This is a genomic window from Desulfosporosinus youngiae DSM 17734, from assembly GCF_000244895.1.
GTDB classification, from domain to species: Bacteria; Bacillota; Desulfitobacteriia; order Desulfitobacteriales; family Desulfitobacteriaceae; genus Desulfosporosinus; species Desulfosporosinus youngiae.
In genome coordinates this window covers 5268205-5285138 of record NZ_CM001441.1, presented here as the reverse complement: position 1 = coordinate 5285138, position 16934 = coordinate 5268205, and the positions used below count along the sequence as shown (strand labels likewise).

Genomic DNA, 16934 nt, shown 5'->3' with positions numbered 1-16934 from the left:
TGCATAAGCGCAGATAAGGAGACCACTTGCGCTGGGCGGCTAATCCCTGCCAAGTTTTGCAAAGCGGTCGATTAACAGTTATTGGGCAGGAATCCTCTCCTATGGTGTCGAATAAGTCATAAAATGCAGTCCAGAACTCTGGACACTGAAGGAAGGGGTAATAGGGATTATGAAGGGGTATCTCAGCAGAAAGATCATGGCGGTACTTGTCATGGGATTCATTATTATGCAGCTGGTTCCGGCCAGACCGGTCATGGCCGCATTTGATCAAAAGGCTTATTACATAGAGATTGGCGAAAAGTTAGAGGATATGGCAAACCAATATAATATTCCTCCCGTACTCCTCAAAGCGATTGCCTGGATGGAAAGCGGCTGGAAGCAATATGAACTGGATCCGGCAACCGGACAACCCTTAACCGATAAGCCCTTAATAGGGCGTGACGGAATAGGAATCGGGATTATGCAGATTTCTTCCTATGATCCTAAGGACACAGCTACTATTGAGAGATTGAAGACGGATATCGACTATAACATTGAGATCGGCTGCCAAATGCTCAACCAGAAATGGCGGGCTTTCCCCAAGATCGGAGATGGGGACCGCAACGTTTTGGAAAACTGGTATTTTGCTGTCTGGGGCTACAATAGCTGGGCAGTCAGGAATAACCCCAATGTCTTAACCGGTAAATCCGCCTATCAGGATTCTGTATTTAGTCTGATGGGACAAAAGTATAATAGTGCAATTACCTTTGCCCCGGGAGCGACTAAAATCTCTAAATCCCTGCTGCCTCCGGTCAATCCTCCTTACTACTCCAGCCGTTGGAGTACACCGGCGACGACTCATTTGGGAGATTTAGAGATCGATCCTGATTCATTGGTTTCATCCGGCGGGGGGCCTGGCGTGGAGGCTGCTAACGGAGATTATTGGTTCAAATATGCACCTTGGAGTTCATATTACGCTTTAGGCTTTTATGTAACCGCCTATAACAGTCCGACAGTCACTAATAAATCCGCTATTTCCCAGAAAATCCTGAGCGCTTATGGCAACCTGTTAGCAGAAGCTGATAGTTTGGTGCGGGAGGGTAAGGACTCTTCATGCTCGACAGCAGCAAAATATTATTGGACGGTTTTGCAGGGACCGAAGTTGGATGCCGGTATCGCGGAACGTGCTGACAAAGGGCTTCAAAGTGCCCTGAACAAAGTAATTACTGAAGCCGATAAACTCCTCCTCAAAGATTCCGCTTCCTCCTACCTGACTGCGGCTGAAGACTATGGAGTGGTTCTCCAAGGATCAGATCTGGATGCTGACCTGGAACAACGGGCAAAGGCGGGTCTTACTAAGGCTTATGAAAAAATCCTGGCGGAAGCTGACAAATTAGCTAAAGAGGGAACCGCTGCTTCAAAGGCCAGTGCGTCCAAATACTACTTGACGGTTCTGGATGGGTTAGTTCTTGATGCCGGTCTAACCCAACGAGCTAAGACCGGCTATGAACTTTCGCGCAGCATTGACCAGAACCCGGATTCTATCTATGACCCAAGCAGAGGCCAAACACCTGATCCAAATCCGAACCCGGCACCAGGCCCAACTCCAACACCCGAACCTGGATCCTTCAGCCTGGAACGCCTCTACGGAACACGTGCGGAAGATACCGCGATTAAAATATCCCAGGCAGGCTGGGCTGATAACTCCTCTCCAGTTGTACTCCTGGCCCGAGTGGACCGCTTCCAGGATGCTTTGGCAGCAGCCCCTTTAGCCAAGAAATTTAAGGCACCCTTATTGTTAACCTCTCCCTATCAGCTGGATAAAGCGGTTTTACAAGAATTAAAACGGCTGGGAGCGGACAACGTCTATGTCATTGGGGGGGAAGGCGCGATTACCAAGCCCGTCACCAATGCCCTTGTCAAAGAGGATCTAACCTATGAGCGAATCTTCGGAGACGAAGCCGCAGATACAGCGGCAGCTATTGCCAGAAAGATTGGCCCCAGTACCCAAGTGATTCTGGCTTCCAGCACCAGCTTTCCGGATGCTTTGTCAGCTTCTGCTCCCGCGGCAGATCTTGGAATCCCCATCCTTTTAACGGAACAAGGCAAATTACCCGCCGCCACTAAGCAAATCCTCAAAGACTTTGGCGTGACCAAGACCATTATCGTAGGAGGAAAATTTGCCATATCTCCGACCTTTGATGCCAAGGGAGGCCCCCTGGCCAGCTATGGTCCCTTGCGCTTGGCTGGGGATACAAAATATGATACGATGTTACAAATTGTGAAATATTTTAACCAAAATCCCGAATCAATCATCTTTGCCACAGGGGAAACCTTCCCGGATGGACTATCCGGGGGCGCTTTTGCAGCTTTAACCGGAAGCCCCATGTTCCTGATTCCTAAAGGGGATCTGAATTCGGATACTAAAGCTTACCTAAAGAGTTTGAGCGGAACCACCAAGCAAGCTTATATTTTAGGCGGCACTGGGGTAATCACCAGTACGACTGAAAAGACCTTAGGGAGTCTCTTAACTCCCCAATAATCTTAAACCGGCAGAGGATGGAAATAACCATTGTATAATAAATCGAATAGAAAACGAGAATTCAAAAGGTTATGGATCACAGGGCTTCTGTTTTTAATCGCTCTGGTGGTCGAACTCCTCTATATAAAATCCTATAACATAAGTCACTTTGTTTCACCGGATGGGTTACTCTATTCCAACATTGCCGAGAATTTTCTGAATGGCCAGGGACTTGTGAATACGGCAAATTTTTTCCAGGGTGATGACGGGGGTGTACGGGCGATTCCCTACTATCGGGATTATGTGGTAGGTCCGGTCTTTCCCATGCTCCTGGCTTTGGTCTATGGGATATTTGGCTTAACCAACTACGGCGCGGTCATCCTGGTTCTCCATGCCGGACTGGGCGCGGTCAGCGCAGTGCTCAGCTATAAGACAGGGAAACTCCTCTTTGGCAAGGGGTATGCCTGGATCCCCTATGGGCTGACCCTGGGGTATCCCTTATTTGCCTTTTGGGGGATGTTCATAATCACAGAAGTAACCTATGTTTTTACGATCACCCTTTTTCTCTATCTCTTAGCCCGCTATGCGAAAGAAGCTGAACGTCCGAGTCTCAAAACCCTCTTGTTTTTAGGGGTGACTGTTGGGATTTCGAATCTTGTTCGGCCCTTTTTGCTGCTTTATTTCCCGGTCCTGGGATTTTGGATCTTGTGGATACAGCGCGGGCGTTTGAAAATCGCTCTGCGGGATTTTGCCATTATTGTTATGATGACGGTGGTGGTTATGAGTCCCTGGTGGATCCGCAATGGGATCAAATACCAGCAGTTTATTCCCGTATCAAATTATGGTTCCTATGAGATGTACCTGGGGAACAATCCGGCGACAGTGACGGATGAGTATTTTTATTTTGCTCAGCCCAGTTATGATCCTGAAGAGAAAGCAAGAATTGAAAAACTGCCGATCTTAGAACAAGAGAAGGAATACCGGCAATTGGCCGTGTCTTACATTTGGGAGCATCCTATGCTCTTTTTAGAGCGCACCTTGGAAAAGGAAACAAACCTTTTCTGGCAGCCGATTGATTCCCATGTAGGAAAGGCTTATAAAATGCAGGGAGATTGGCTGGACAAGTGGTATCTTTGGTTAGGGTTGAGCGGGGCTGTCTTAAGTCTCTTCCAATTAAAAAAATACAGCTTTCTGCTGCTGTTTACGGGTTACTATAGTTTTGTGGTGAGTATGATCACGGTGGTGGACGGTGCTCGCTATCGCCTGCCGGCGATGCCCGGGATGATCCTCTTGGGGTCTCTGGGTTTGGTATTAATCATTAAGGGTATAGGAAGACTAGCAAGGGCTCGGCGGCGAACAAGCAGGAGGGTGGGTTAAATGTCACGGGTTCAAATAGTTGTTTTATTAACGAGCCTGCTTGTAACGGGCTTTATCGTTGAGAAAGTTCGCCGCCGGCGTCTGGCGGTTGAATACTCTCTGATTTGGATTGTTGCAGGACTGGGTATGATCAGCTTATCCCTCTGGAAAGATGGGATTGAGTATATAGCAGACTTAATGGGAATCTATTATGCCCCATCTGCGATCTTCGTGATTTTTGGAGTTCTGGTGTTTGTCCTGTGTGTTCATTTTTCACTGGAGATATCCAAATTAAGTTCGAATAACCGGGTCTTGGTCCAACGGATCGCGCTGCTCGAGGATGACTTGAAACGATTGGAAGAAAACTCCGCCGGTGAAGAACCTAAAGAGAGGAACCCCTTTTCATGAAAACATTAGCGATTGTTCCGGCATTGAATGAGGCAGATAATATTGGCAGTGTGGTTCAAAATCTAAGGACCGCATCCCCTTGGCTCGATGTACTCGTCATAGATGACGGCTCTACGGATCAGACTGCCGAGGTTGCCCGGGCCTATGGGGCAAAGGTGATTTCCTTGCCGGTCAACCTCGGCATAGGAGGAGCGGTTCAGACCGGATTTCTCTATGCCTTAAAGCACCACTATGAGGTGGCTTTACAAGTCGATGGAGACGGTCAACACAGAGCGGAGGAAATCAGGAAATTAGTGGACCCTATACTGCTGAGGGAAGCAGATGTAACCATCGGATCCAGGTTTTTAGAAAAAACCTCCTATAAATCAGCCTGGCCCCGGAGATTAGGGATTTATTTGCTAAGTAAAACCATCCAGTCTGTAGTGCGTAAGAACTTTACGGATCCTACGTCGGGATTTCGTGCCTATAATCAAAAGGCTTTGCAGATTGTGTCCGCCCACTATTCTACGGATTACCCGGAGCCGGATGCTATTGTTACCCTGCTTAAGAACAGACTGCGGGTGATCGAGATTTCCGTGGAAATGGATGCAAGGTTGTCGGGGAGTTCGTCGATTACGCCGTTCAAGAGCGGGTATTATATGTTTAAGGTGAGTCTGGCGATTATTCTTAACTCCATGATGAGCCGGATTTGGAATGATTAGCTTTTTGTGCTCTGTCGACTAAGAAACGAGATCTAAAGGTAAAAAGACTCAGATGCAAAGCATGTAAAAATTTGGTACAATACAAGAGCAGGGGGGATGCCAAGTGTCGTTATCAAAACAGGATAGAAAATACACATATGCTGACTATCTGAAATTTCCAGACGATGAACGATGGGAAATTATAGATGGGATACCCTATATGCAGTCGGCCCCAACCTGGCAGCATCAGGGTATATCAAGAGAATTAATGCTGCAGTTTGGCGAGTACTTACGTGATAAGCAATGTCAGGTGTTTGCGGCACCGTTCGATTTAAGATTACCTGAGGTTGAAGCAAGATATAATGATGAAGATGTTACGAATGTATATCAGCCGGATCTATTAGTGATTTGCGACAAAAGCCGATTAAAAGGAACCGGCTATTATGGTGTTCCCAGTCTGGTTATCGAAATATTATCACCCTCTACAGTCCGAATTGACAGGCTTTTAAAGTTTAACGTTTACGAAAAAGCCGGGGTTAAGGAATATTGGATAGTAGAGCCTGATACCAAACTTGTAAATGTCTTTGTTTTACAGGATAACAGCAGATACGGAAGGATTGAGCTGTATACTGAAAATGATCATGTTAAAGTATCGATTTTTCCGGAGTTAGTCATTGATCTTAGCAAGATTTTTGATATTTGATAGTATAACGGGGGTGGCTGAAGTGTCTTTACCTGTACAGAAGGATAATAATAGATATACATACGCTGAGTATTTAGTATGGGCTGAAGACGAACGCTGGGAACTGATTGATGGAATCGCTTATAATGTCGCAGCTCCCTCCAGGAGGCACCAAGAGATTTTAGGTGAATTATTTTACCAGATTCGCAGTTATCTTACGGAGAAGCCATGTAAAATTTACGCTGCTCCCTTCGATGTACGTTTTAGCGAACTAGAGGAAGATGAGCAAATAAGGAATGTAGTCCAACCAGACCTTACGGTTATTTGTGACGAATCTAAATTAGACGATAAGGGTTGTTTAGGCGCCCCGGATCTAGTCATTGAAGTGATTTCTCCGACAACGATTAGTTTGGATTATGTGAAAAAGCTGGCTCTCTACGAGAAGTATCGAGTCAAAGAATACTGGATTGTGCATCCGATTGATAATACGGTGATGGTTTTTGTTTTAGGAAAAGACCATCAATACGGAAAACCAGGAATTTATACTGAGGACAGCCATTTAGAGAGCAGGGTATTCCCTGATATTGGTATTGATTTAAAGCAAGTCTTTAAAAGAGATTAGTATACTCCTTATCCTTCAGAGAAAAAGATCAATGATTTCATGGACTTGCTATGCTATAATTTAAGTAATTCCACTAAAAAGAGGAAGGAGGTTTAAGAGAAATGGAAGACAAAATTCTTCAGGCACTTGAAGGGTTGTCAAATCAGATTACTGTTTTATCAGAGAAAGTAGACAATCAGGGAAGTCAGATTAGTGCGTTATCAGAGAAAGTAGACAATCAGGGAAATCAGATTGGTGCGTTATCAGAGAAAGTAGACAATCAGGGAAATCAGATTGGTGCTTTATCAGAGAAGGTAGACAATCAGGGAAATCAGATTAGTGCGTTATCAGAGAAAGTAGACAATCAGGGAAGTCAGATTAGTGCTTTATCAGAGAAGGTAGACAATCAGGGAAATCAGATTAGTGCGTTATCAGAGAAAGTAGACATGCAGGGAAATCAGATTAGTGCGTTATCAGAGAAAGTAGACAATCAGGGAAATCAGATCACTACCTTATCAGAAAAAGTAGACATGCAGGGAAATCAAATTAAAGAAAATACTCAGATATTAAAGGCTTTAGAGCATTTAGCACAGGTTAATAAAGCTGAACACGACGTGATGGCACTTGATATAGCGGAGATAAGCGGAGAAGTTAAGGCCATTAGAAAAGACTTAGTAAATGTTGAATTAATTACAGCGAGTAACTGGAGCGACATCGCAAGGCTAAAATCAGCAAAATAGAAACGAGATCGCAGGAAGACCTTCGATCTCGTTTTTTTGTATTAGAGCTTAAAATACTCCTCAATCGAAGTAAACTCAAACCTCTTCAATACACGTATCAATTTCTGCTCACACCTGCTAACCCCATAATAATGAATAAAGCTTTCCTTCTTACTCAGGGCCAGCCGGGGCTGTTCCGGGTCGATCTCACGAGGGTGCAGATAAACAATCGCGGGATGCCCCTCTTTGTTAACAGCTTTGATGCACTGGGCGATCACGGGATAGGGAAGGGCCCGGAAGTAGAAGCCTCCGGCGAAGGGAATATTTTTAGTCAGAAATCGCACTGTCGAGGAAGGGACTTCAAGAAGGTCGAGTATTTTACCATTGTATTCGGGGTGAAAGGAAAAGCGCGGAGCGGTGGGCAGGCCGTAAAGAAAGGTCTCAATAGGAAAGACGCTGGCATCGTACTTAAAGCCCAGCTCTTGCAGGATCTCCCAGGCCCAGAGGGATCTGGGAGTGATGGACCAGGAAGGGGCGCGGTATCCCTTAACGCTTGTGCCGACAATATCTTCAACCCGTTTCTTAGCTTGGCGTACGTCTTCTTTAAATTCCTCCGGTGTTTGTTGGTAAAGGAGTTGATGGGCATACCCATGGGAGGCGATCTCGTGTCCGGCAGCTAAAATATCCCGGATTAACCGGGGATGCTTTTCGGCGACATAGCCTAAGACAAAGAAGGTGGCCTTGGCTTTATGTTCGTTAAAGAGGGTTAATAGTCGTTCCGTATTCTGAAGTATGCGTACTTCATAGGTTTTTTGGTTATCAAAAACATCGTCATGATAATTGGCGTGAAACCATTCTTCTAAGTCAATTGTCAATATATTTTTCATTGATTTCTCCTTGGTCTAAATAACATCATAATCCCCCATCGTCAAAAACCACTGATTTAGCTGGAGAAAGGGATCATCTTTCGTATCTCCATCCTTCGTATCCCCTTTAAGGGGAGTAAACCTGCGGTAAATAACCCGGAAGGGCTGGGGTTCCAGGAATTTGGGACAGGTGAAAAATCGCTGGGCTTTGAGAATAGCAAACTCCCCAGTATGAGGCAGCATCAGTGAACCGGCTAATTCCATCTTTTGATCGACAAAGAAGCGAAGAAGACGGGTTACCAATGCATTTCCTGCGTCCGGATGGCTGGGGTCCACTAAAAAGTCCACGATCATCCCCGAATCCATTTCGGCCACTTCCGTACAGCGTCCCACGATGTAACCGAGAAGTGGGGAGCCGCCCTTCCGGCGGACCCCATAGAGTTGATAGTCCCGAAGGGGAATGTCAAAATACCGCCAGCGGATATAGTCGGCATCCCGAATGCCCATAAGGGGATACTTGTGTTGTATTTTAATCCAGAAGCCATCAAACTCGGAGAGATCCGATTCCATGAGCGGGTAGACCTCGTAGCGGTCATCCGGCTGATCCTTCACTCCGAAAAGGGGATGAAGCGGCAACGCCAGAGAAGCAAGCACTGAGCCCAGCTTTTTCCGGACCAGGGCTTTAGGGTTTAAGGGGCGGAGTAAGAGGGGGACGCTTCCTATGTCCGTGAATCCAAGCTTCCGGATGAATCCAGGGTAGGAATTGGGATTGGGAAAGGCATAGCAAAACTCCAATCCTTGCTTAACACAGTCCTGATAAACGGGTTCAGCCAAGCCCGTGAAAATCCCTTGCCCACAATAAGCTTCCCGTGTAAGAATGTTTAAGCAAAGGGTACCGTTGATTGGATCATCGGGGGTTTTAAAGCGCATGGGAATCACAACATTTTGACCGGCCACCTGATTGGTTTCAATATCCCGCGCTAATTGGATGACTGCAGGCCCGGCCGGGTTTGCTTCATACTGCCATTTTAAGAAGTTTGAATCGGATACCCAGGAATCCCCGTAATACTCCCTCGTCATTTCGATGGTTTCAAGGAGATTTTTCGGCAGGTATTTAACCGCTTTCCACATGATATGTGCCTACTTTCGTGTGATAATAATGATCCCAAGGCAAATCACTAACACCCCGACGATTTTCGTGGGTGTCAGCTGCTCTTTAAAAATCGTTGTCCCTATAATAAGGGCAAAAATAAAGGCGGTACTCTGAATTGGATAAACATAGCTTAACTCGCCTTTATTTAAAATATAAATCCAAAGCACGGAAGCAAAGGCATACACAAAGAGGCCTGAAATCACATAAGGGCTTAAAAAAAGGCGTAAGAGTTGACTGAGACTATGGATGTCTTTTCCGGTTGCCCCTAACTTCCAAAGGGTTTGCCCCGTTACCATGAGAACTGAATTAAAAATTGTCAGCAATATTAACAAAAGCGTTCCACCTCAATTAGTATTATACAAGATGAGATGCACAAAGCAACAAGGAAGGCTTAGAGCTGCTGCTTCAAGCCAGAGTGTGAAGTTTCTTGAAATATTTGCTGCACCCTTTGATTTACGACTCTCAGATGGGGAAGCAGCGGATGAAGATGTTACCAATGTCTGTCAACCAGATTTAGTGGTCATTTGCGATAAGAGTCAATTAAAGGGAACGGGCTATTTTGGAATACCTGATTTGGTTATCGAAATAATATCCCCCTCTACAGCCAAGACCGACAGACTCTTAAAATTTAATATGTACGAGAAATTTGGAGTGAAAGAGTATTGGATAGTAGAGCCTGACACGAAGCTTGTAAGTGTATTCATATTGCAGGAAAATGCACGATATGGAAGACCCGAACTGTATAGCGAAACGGCCGTGGTCAAGGTGTCGATTTTCCCGGACCTTGTCGTCAATTTGAGTACGGTTTTTGAGTTTTAGGTAAGTAAGAGCAAATAAGCCGATCACTGTTTGGATTAAAAACAGTGATCGGCTTGACTATTTTACCTTTGGGAGGAGAGAGGAAATGTTGGAACTTCCCCCAAAGCAAGAGCCATTCCCAGCTTGCATCAGACAGAAGAACCGTCCCCCTGTCTTAGTCTAGCGCAGATGCTGCTTTAGGACCGGGAAGATCGCACCGGAGCTTTCCGGGTGGATCGTCCAGTAGAGGGACCAGGCTCCCACACCGCCCAGACCGTATTGGCTGAGCAGGCTCATTTTGGCATTCCAGCTTTGGGCATCATCATAGTAAACAGTATGTGAAGCGCCATCGGCATCAGTGTAACTAAAATAAGGGATCTGTGAAGCATCTCGTTGGACGGTGCTGTTATACTTTGCTATAACTTCCATCATTCCGGTTATATCCGTATCCGAAGTCGTACCATAGAGAGTGTGAAGCCCGCGGGCGACACGGCTATAGGAGGGAGCATCAGGGGTTCCCTTAGCGGTCCAGTCGACCCCATAGTAGGGAAGCCCGAAAAGGACCTTACGCATGTCAACCCCTTGATCTTTGGCGTATTTCAGGACCCGGCTGCTCCAATCCAGCGGTGCGATCGGCCCAGGCACCCCGTGACTATAGTCATAAGTCATAATGTGCAGGTAGTCAACATGTTGAACAAGTCCGGCGTAGTCAAACTCTTCGAGCCATTCCTCATTACCCGTTCGAGGCATGACGGCTTGAATCACCAGCTTATTCAAGGGGTGAAGTTCAGCGTAAAGCTCTTTCATGAACTGGGTTAGATAAGGCCCGGTTTTGGTATTCATTAATTCAAAATCGATCACAATTCCATCGGCCTTGATGCTGTTAATCCGATCCTTGATCTGGCCTATTAACTTAGCCCGGGCGGTTTCAGTAGCCATGACCTTATCCACTGTATCAGGAGTGCTCCAAGAAGACTGTATGACGGGAAGGACTTTTAAGTTGCGGGACTGAACATTAGCCGTAAACTTGGAGTAATTGTCCGGCGTTGCATCCCATCCTCCCACCACGTTTCCATCGGCGGTATCATCAAGATAATACCAGCTTGGGGCGATGATATCCGCATAATCCGTGGCAGGGGAGGGGATTGACATAACCTGATTGAGCATTCCATTCGTGCCGCCATAACCCCCCTGGGTATATTGAAGGGAAACCCACGGTTGGACGGCACCCGTGCGGATGACGCTTTCCATCTTATAACTAATAACCCCCCAGCCCCCGAAAATCGTAAAGGCGGCGCCGGAAGCCCGGCGTTCATTAAGATAAGCAGTCGTCGATTTACCTAAAGCGGAATTGGGAATTAAGAGGATCGGGGTATTGCTTTTCCCGGCCAGAGCGGCTCCCGCTAAGGCATCCGGGAAATTTTCCCCGGTTGCTACATAAACTTTGGAGGTAGCAAAGGATAAATGATTTAACACTTCCGTGTTCGTTTCATACTGATCATAACCGGCATAACGGGCGGCGACTTTGACGGGCTGAGGGAGCTTGCCTAGCTGGTCTTCGATGCTGTCCTTAATCACAGCCTTACCACCGATCAGCGTCACTTCCGAAACCCCCAGATCAGCCAGTGCCTTAGCCGTTTCCGGCGGCAGTGAATCCGAACGTGTGAGCAGGACAGGAATCCCTTGAGCAGCGGCATAGGAGGAGATACTTAAAGCATCCGGAAACAATTCCCCATTGACTAAAAAGGCTTCATCAGAATTTGGAGCGGCTGCACGGGCAATCTCCGCAGCGGTTCCGTACTGATCCCAGCCTGAGAGACGTCTGGGCAAGATCCCTAAGTCTTTGAGAGAGTTTTCAACCCCGACGTTCAAAGCGACTTCTCCGCCGAGCAGATAGACTTCTTGCGTGCCAAGACGTTTAAGCTCTGCGGCCACTTCGGGATTCAACCGATTCGATTCTGTGAGAAGTAAGGGTCCATTCACTTTGCGAGCGAGTACGGTTCCGGTCAAGGCATCCGGAAAATTCCTTCCGGTCGCCAGGACAGCAACAGGGGCAAAATCCCACCCCCTTTTAGAAATTTCCACAGCCGTATCATATAAGGTATTCCCGTAAATTCGATCAGTGACCGATTCGGCAGGGGCAGCTTTCACCTGAAGGGGAAGCAGGGGTGCCAGACTTAAGAGAATCATTAAACTAAAGAAAATACTAAGGACCTTTTTTGTGATAAAATTCATTAATCAACCGAACCTCTTTCTTACGTAATTTTAAGTTCTGTTAACCGGCAAGGAGTATATTAACTCGCTTGCGTGAAGCCGCTGCGACAAAACATACTGAACTAATTCGCAAAAATGAACTCTTATTCCTAATTATTCTTTAAAACAACTTAAAATCCTTCCTCACAGGAAGGATTAAAGCCATCCAAAATATAACATAGGTAGAATAAGGGGTTGGAGCAAAAAGGAATGCTGCATAATTTGTCGAATAAACATATGAACGGGTTCAGATCGACATCAGACGTAAGGAAAGGCGTGAAAAAGATGTTTATGCGCCGGTTTTATCGAAGCAAGTTAACGCTGTTATCATTAGGAATTGTGGGATTAATGCTCCTAAACTTAGGGGCAGCCCCAATTCACGCAATGTCTGAGCATCCCAAGGCCTCCCAAGGCATAACAGGCCAAAGCCCATCTGATCCGCATCAAGTCGTCATCTCGCTCGCGCCGGGGGCAAATCTCGAACAGGCGGCAAAGGATGTTAGTGCCAAGATTATCCGCCGGGGTCCCTTGAATTTTGCCACGTTGGAAGTGACGGAAACGAGCAATCTACAAGACGTCATAGAAGCATTGAAAGATACTCCCGGGATCACAGGTGCGGAAGAAAATCATGCCCGCACCATCCAGAGTACGGCAGAAACAACCCAGCCCAAGGACCCGCTCTTTGCGAAACAATGGTCATTGATCGATAGGGGGGTACCGGAAGCCTGGAACGAGGGAGCAACGGGTCAGGGCATAACCATTGCCATCGTTGACACAGGGGTCGCTCTTGAACATCCGGATTTAAGAGGAAATCTGGTTCCCGGATATAACTCTATCACAGGAAGTGAAGCAGAGGGGGCCGCTCAGGACACCAATGGGCATGGCACCCAGGTTGCCGGAATCGCGGCTGCTGAACGTAACGGCCTGGGGATCGTCGGAGTGGCCTATCAAGCGAAGATCATGCCAATTAAGGCTATCGGTTCTAAAGGAGTAGGGTTTGATGATGCCATAGCTGAGGGAATTATCTGGGCGGCAGATCACGGAGCGCAAATAATTAACTTAAGTCTTGGTTCGGAAAATGGTCCGGTTGACTCGGAAATCTTAAGGCAGTCGGTGACCTATGCCTATAATAAAGGGTGCTTATTGATCGCGGCCAGCGGGAATTATGACCCCGAGGCCCAAGCAAACCCCGGGGTGAGCTACCCGGCTTCCGACCCTCGTGTGCTGGCGATTACCGCCACAGATAAAGAAGGTAAGGTAACAAGCTACTCGGCCACAGGCTCAGAAGTGGATCTGGCTGCCCCGGGAGATTCTATCCCGACTTCCGGATGGAGCAGAGCAGAGGGATCGGGTTACACTTACGCGAGCGGGACGTCTCTTGCGACTCCCTTTGTCTCAGGGGAAGCCGCCTTGATTTGGGGTCAACACCCGGAATGGTCGAGAGATCAAGTGGTACAAGCTCTTTTGCAAGGGACGAAGGATTTAGGTTCTCCGGGACGGGACGACCGGTATGGTTATGGTCTGATTGATGTTAAGCTGGCCTTAAATCTCACCACTCAAACTATGGATACACAGCCCTCCCCAGCGGTCATCGATGCTTCGGGAGGAATTATCCAAACAGCGGAAGGATCGACCCGGATTGATTTGACCATTCCTTCACAGGCCTTTACGCAATCAGTGAATGTCACATTAAAAGCTCTGGCTGCCCCAGCTGATTTGCCAAAGGGGGCCGCGTTTTTAACCCCAGCCTTTCAGGTTGACTGGGGAAATGCCGTACCCGAGAAGATGCTCTCCCTAAAATGGAGCGACCCCCTGCTTAAAGGAGATTTTAGCGGGAGTCTTTATCGCTGGAACGGTTCGCGCTGGATCTCCTTAGGTGGAGAAATCAGCGATGGTGAAGCGAGGCTTGGCCTCTATGGGCCGGGAATTTATGCTATTGGAACAGCCCAGACCAGCGGAGAGCAGAGCCGGCGCTTCGCAGGAGTGACAGCGGAGGGGACAGCTATTCAAATTTCCAAGGAGACCTTTACTACTGGAGCAGATACTGTTATCCTGGCACAGGTCAATCAATTTCCGGATGCCTTGGCCGGAGCACCGCTCGCTTATAAATTGCAAGCACCGATCCTGCTCTCTCCAAACTCCGGGCTTACAGAGGATATTCGGGCAGAACTAAAACGACTGGCACCCAAGACCGTCTATCTCCTGGGAGGCACAGCCGCTTTGTCTGCACAGATCGAAAGTGAACTCCGACAAACTTATGATGTAAAACGCCTCTTCGGTTATACTGCAGAAGGAACCGCCCGGGCGATAGCTCAAGAACTAGGGACCAAGGGAAAGGCTGTGGTTGCCAGTGTACGTTACTTTCAAGACGCTTTAGTGATTTCTTCATGGGCAGCAAGGCAAGGGATACCGATCCTGCTTACAGAGCCCCAGGCAATATCTGCGGAGACACAAACCGCTTTACAAGACTTCATGGTCACCGAGTCTTTAGTGATTGGAGGAACAGCGGTGGTTGGGGCGAACGTCATGGAGCAGCTTCCGTTCCCCAGGCGTATCGGCGGAATCACCGCTTATGACACGGCAGCGGCTGTCTTAGAAACCTATCCTCCCACAAGTTCCAGGGCGGAAATTGCGACGGGAGAGAACTTCCCGGATGCCTTAACAGGAGCGGTACGGGCAGCCTTTTATGGATCGAGAGTGGTCTTAGTCCCCACTCAGTCAGAGATTCCGACCAGTTTAGCCCTTCTCCTGAAGTCCTGGCAGGAAACGGAAGTAGAAGCCTTAGGCGGGGTCTCAGCTTTGCCGGAAAAGGTTGTTCAAACGGTACAAGCTTGGGTTCAGTAGCATGAAGCATGAGATCGGATCGAATTGGGACGAAGGTCAGGCAGGAACAAGATGTATCTTGTCGAAATTAAAAACAGGGATAGTTTAACCAACAAGGAGTGATGAAGTGGCAAAGTTAAAATCGAGACTTATAGGGATAGTGTTAGTAGGCTTCGGATTTTTGGTGGCTTTTCAGAGTCCGGTCCAAGCCACTCCATTATCCTTAGACACACAAAGAATTTATGGGATGCGTCAGATTGATACCGCGATCAACGTCTCTATAGAAGGCTGGAGAAAGGCAGAGACCGTCATACTCGCTAACTGCGACAATTTTCCGGATGCTTTAGTAGCGGCACCGCTTTCCCATCAGCTGGATGCACCGATTCTCCTGACCCCGGTCGGCGGAGTTGACGAGAAGGTTATGCAAGAAATCAAACGTCTGGGGGCGGAGAACGTCATCCTTCTCGGAGGAACAGCCGCTTTAAGCCAAAAGGTTGAGGAGGACATCTTAAAGGCCGGATTAGACCAACCGGAACGAATTTATGGGTATGATCAATTTGAAACAGCCCAAAAGGTCGCCGAACGCGTAGGGTCAAAGGGCCAAGTCATCTTAGCCAGCGGAGAACAGTTCCCTGATGCGCTCTCTATTTCAGCCTACGCAGGGGCGACCGAGACTCCGATTCTTTTGACAATGTCACATACGATGCCCAGCGCAACTAAACAAGCAATCAATGATTTTCAGAAAGAAGGGGATTTGCATACGATTGTTGTCGGCGGGGAAGCCGTGGTATCCTCTAAGATCTTAGACCTTCTGCAGAGCGTGGAGCGAATATTCGGAAACGACCGCTATGATACAGCCGCCGAAATCTATGAGTTTGCCCGGGATGCGCTGCCTTCCCAAACAACGTATATGGTAACAGGTGAAAATTTTCCCGACGCTCTCGCGGCAGGAGGTCTGGCCGCTAAAAAGCGGGCAGGCATCGTTCTGACCCAAAGAGATATCTTGCCGGGTGCCATTTATTCCGTCTTATCCACGCCGGCGGAAAGCCCTCTCCGTGTTGTGATTATCGGAGGAGCGGCTGTAATCACAGATAAAGTCAGAGGTATGTTAGATGGAACTGTGCAGCCCCCCTACCTTTTGGCAAATCTGACGATTGTCGTAGACCCAGGGCACGGCGGGCCTGATCCAGGCGCAAAAGGTGTGTCCGGGAGGTATGAGAAAAGTAATACCCTTCCGGTGGGGATCGATCTGGCAAGTTTGCTGCGTTCTGCGGGAGCACGGGTTATCTTGACCCGCAGCACAGACGTTTCACCGGCTGAGGGAACCTATTCAGAACGGGCAGACCTTGAAGCAAGGACTAAAATAGCCAACGACACAAAGGCAGACCTTTTTATCAGTATCCACAATGATTCTTTCAGTAATCCTGAAACCTCGGGGACGACAACTTATTATAGTTCACAGAACCCGGTGGGTGCGCAATCCAAGACCTTAGCGGCGAGCGTTCAGAGTGAGCTGGTTCAAGCGCTCGGCTTACCCAGCCGGGGAGTCAAGGATGCTGCGTTCTATGTAATCAAGAATACAGAAATGCCTGCGGTCCTTGTGGAACTTGGTTTTCTTTCTAACCCAACCGAAGAGGCTCTTTTAACCTCACCGGAGTTTCAAAAAAAAGCTGCCCAGGGAATATATCGAGGGATTCTAAGCTTCGCAGGGTATTAGGCATAAACAATCTGATCTCATGTGCATTGAAATTTAGTAGTCCGAAATTCACGGATTGATTGCATAACTTAAGCATGATAGCTTGGTAAAGCACCAAGCATCTCAATAAATTATTTGTTGAAACTCCACAAAAACTTCATGATTAGAGTCAAATAATATGCTATACTTCATATATTCCCATGAGAAGTCAGTATATTTTTGACTAAATGGTGGAAAACTAGAAGGTTTTAGTGTAAACTAGAACCAGTAAAATTGGAAACTTGTCCGATGGGATAAGGCTAGTGTCAGTCCCCTAAAAAAAATCGGACAGCAAGCAGGAATATTGGCTATGGCGAAGAATATATATAGCTAATATAGACCTTTTTGTGGTTTCTTCAT

The 16934-nt window shown here is 47.4% G+C and carries 14 protein-coding genes; 10 read left to right on the top strand and 4 right to left on the bottom strand.

The window, feature by feature from the left end; all coding sequences use genetic code 11:
* The first annotated feature begins 169 nt into the window (after window positions 1-169).
* From DESYODRAFT_RS24495 to DESYODRAFT_RS29420, 7 genes are all read left to right on the top strand, one after another.
* On the top strand, window positions 170-2521 hold the full coding sequence (locus DESYODRAFT_RS24495) for a cell wall-binding repeat-containing protein (protein ID WP_042339117.1): 2352 nt from the start codon (window positions 170-172) through the stop codon (window positions 2519-2521).
* 30 nt (window positions 2522-2551) lie between these two features.
* On the top strand, window positions 2552-3877 hold the full coding sequence (locus DESYODRAFT_RS24490; protein ID WP_007787174.1) for an ArnT family glycosyltransferase: 1326 nt from the start codon (window positions 2552-2554) through the stop codon (window positions 3875-3877).
* Window positions 3878-4264: a DUF2304 domain-containing protein gene (locus DESYODRAFT_RS24485; RefSeq protein ID WP_007787173.1), complete on the top strand. Its 387-nt coding sequence runs from the start codon at window positions 3878-3880 to the stop codon at window positions 4262-4264.
* Window positions 4261-4965: a glycosyltransferase family 2 protein gene (locus DESYODRAFT_RS24480; protein ID WP_007787171.1), complete on the top strand. Its 705-nt coding sequence runs from the start codon at window positions 4261-4263 to the stop codon at window positions 4963-4965. Before DESYODRAFT_RS24485 ends, DESYODRAFT_RS24480 begins: the two co-directional genes overlap by 4 nt.
* Before the next feature lie 103 nt (window positions 4966-5068).
* The gene (locus DESYODRAFT_RS24475) at window positions 5069-5647 is read left to right on the top strand and encodes a Uma2 family endonuclease (protein WP_007787169.1); all 579 of its coding nucleotides are present in this window, start codon (window positions 5069-5071) and stop codon (window positions 5645-5647) included.
* Between the two features lie 22 nt (window positions 5648-5669).
* A complete protein-coding gene (locus tag DESYODRAFT_RS24470) occupies window positions 5670-6248 on the top strand; it encodes a Uma2 family endonuclease (protein WP_042340101.1) in 579 nt (192 codons plus the stop codon).
* Window positions 6249-6349: 101 nt separating this feature from the next.
* A complete protein-coding gene (locus DESYODRAFT_RS29420; RefSeq protein ID WP_007787166.1) occupies window positions 6350-6967 on the top strand; it encodes a hypothetical protein in 618 nt (205 codons plus the stop codon).
* 41 nt (window positions 6968-7008) lie between these two features.
* Here DESYODRAFT_RS29420 and DESYODRAFT_RS24460 read toward each other — a convergent pair whose 3' ends face one another.
* The 3 genes from DESYODRAFT_RS24460 to DESYODRAFT_RS24450 are packed head-to-tail and all read right to left on the bottom strand — an operon-like array spanning window position 7009 to window position 9297.
* Entirely contained in the window at window positions 7009-7833 is an 825-nt protein-coding gene (locus DESYODRAFT_RS24460; protein ID WP_007787164.1) for an XrtA system polysaccharide deacetylase, read from the bottom strand.
* A gap of 15 nt (window positions 7834-7848) precedes the next feature.
* Window positions 7849-8943 (bottom strand): GNAT family N-acetyltransferase, encoded by a 1095-nt coding sequence (locus DESYODRAFT_RS24455; protein ID WP_007787162.1) that lies wholly within the window; start codon window positions 8941-8943, stop codon window positions 7849-7851.
* Between the two features lie 9 nt (window positions 8944-8952).
* Window positions 8953-9297 carry an EamA family transporter gene (locus DESYODRAFT_RS24450; protein ID WP_007787161.1) on the bottom strand — a complete coding sequence of 115 codons (345 nt, stop codon included), beginning with the start codon at window positions 9295-9297 and terminating at the stop codon, window positions 8953-8955.
* An 85-nt stretch (window positions 9298-9382) separates the two neighbouring features.
* Between DESYODRAFT_RS24450 and DESYODRAFT_RS24445 the strand changes: the two genes are divergently transcribed.
* On the top strand, window positions 9383-9784 hold the full coding sequence (locus DESYODRAFT_RS24445) for a Uma2 family endonuclease (RefSeq protein ID WP_042340099.1): 402 nt from the start codon (window positions 9383-9385) through the stop codon (window positions 9782-9784).
* A gap of 159 nt (window positions 9785-9943) precedes the next feature.
* On the opposite strand, the gene DESYODRAFT_RS24440 is transcribed toward DESYODRAFT_RS24445, so the two are convergent.
* Window positions 9944-11998, bottom strand: a complete 2055-nt coding sequence (locus DESYODRAFT_RS24440) for a cell wall-binding repeat-containing protein (protein WP_007787156.1) — start codon at window positions 11996-11998, stop codon at window positions 9944-9946.
* 228 nt (window positions 11999-12226) lie between these two features.
* On the opposite strand from DESYODRAFT_RS24440, the gene DESYODRAFT_RS24435 reads away from it, so the two are divergent.
* Together DESYODRAFT_RS24435 and DESYODRAFT_RS24430 are read left to right on the top strand one after the other, a co-directional pair.
* Entirely contained in the window at window positions 12227-14860 is a 2634-nt protein-coding gene (locus DESYODRAFT_RS24435) for a S8 family serine peptidase (protein WP_007787155.1), read from the top strand.
* 106 nt (window positions 14861-14966) lie between these two features.
* Window positions 14967-16556: an N-acetylmuramoyl-L-alanine amidase gene (locus tag DESYODRAFT_RS24430; protein ID WP_007787153.1), complete on the top strand. Its 1590-nt coding sequence runs from the start codon at window positions 14967-14969 to the stop codon at window positions 16554-16556.
* The last annotated feature ends 378 nt before the right edge of the window (window positions 16557-16934 follow it).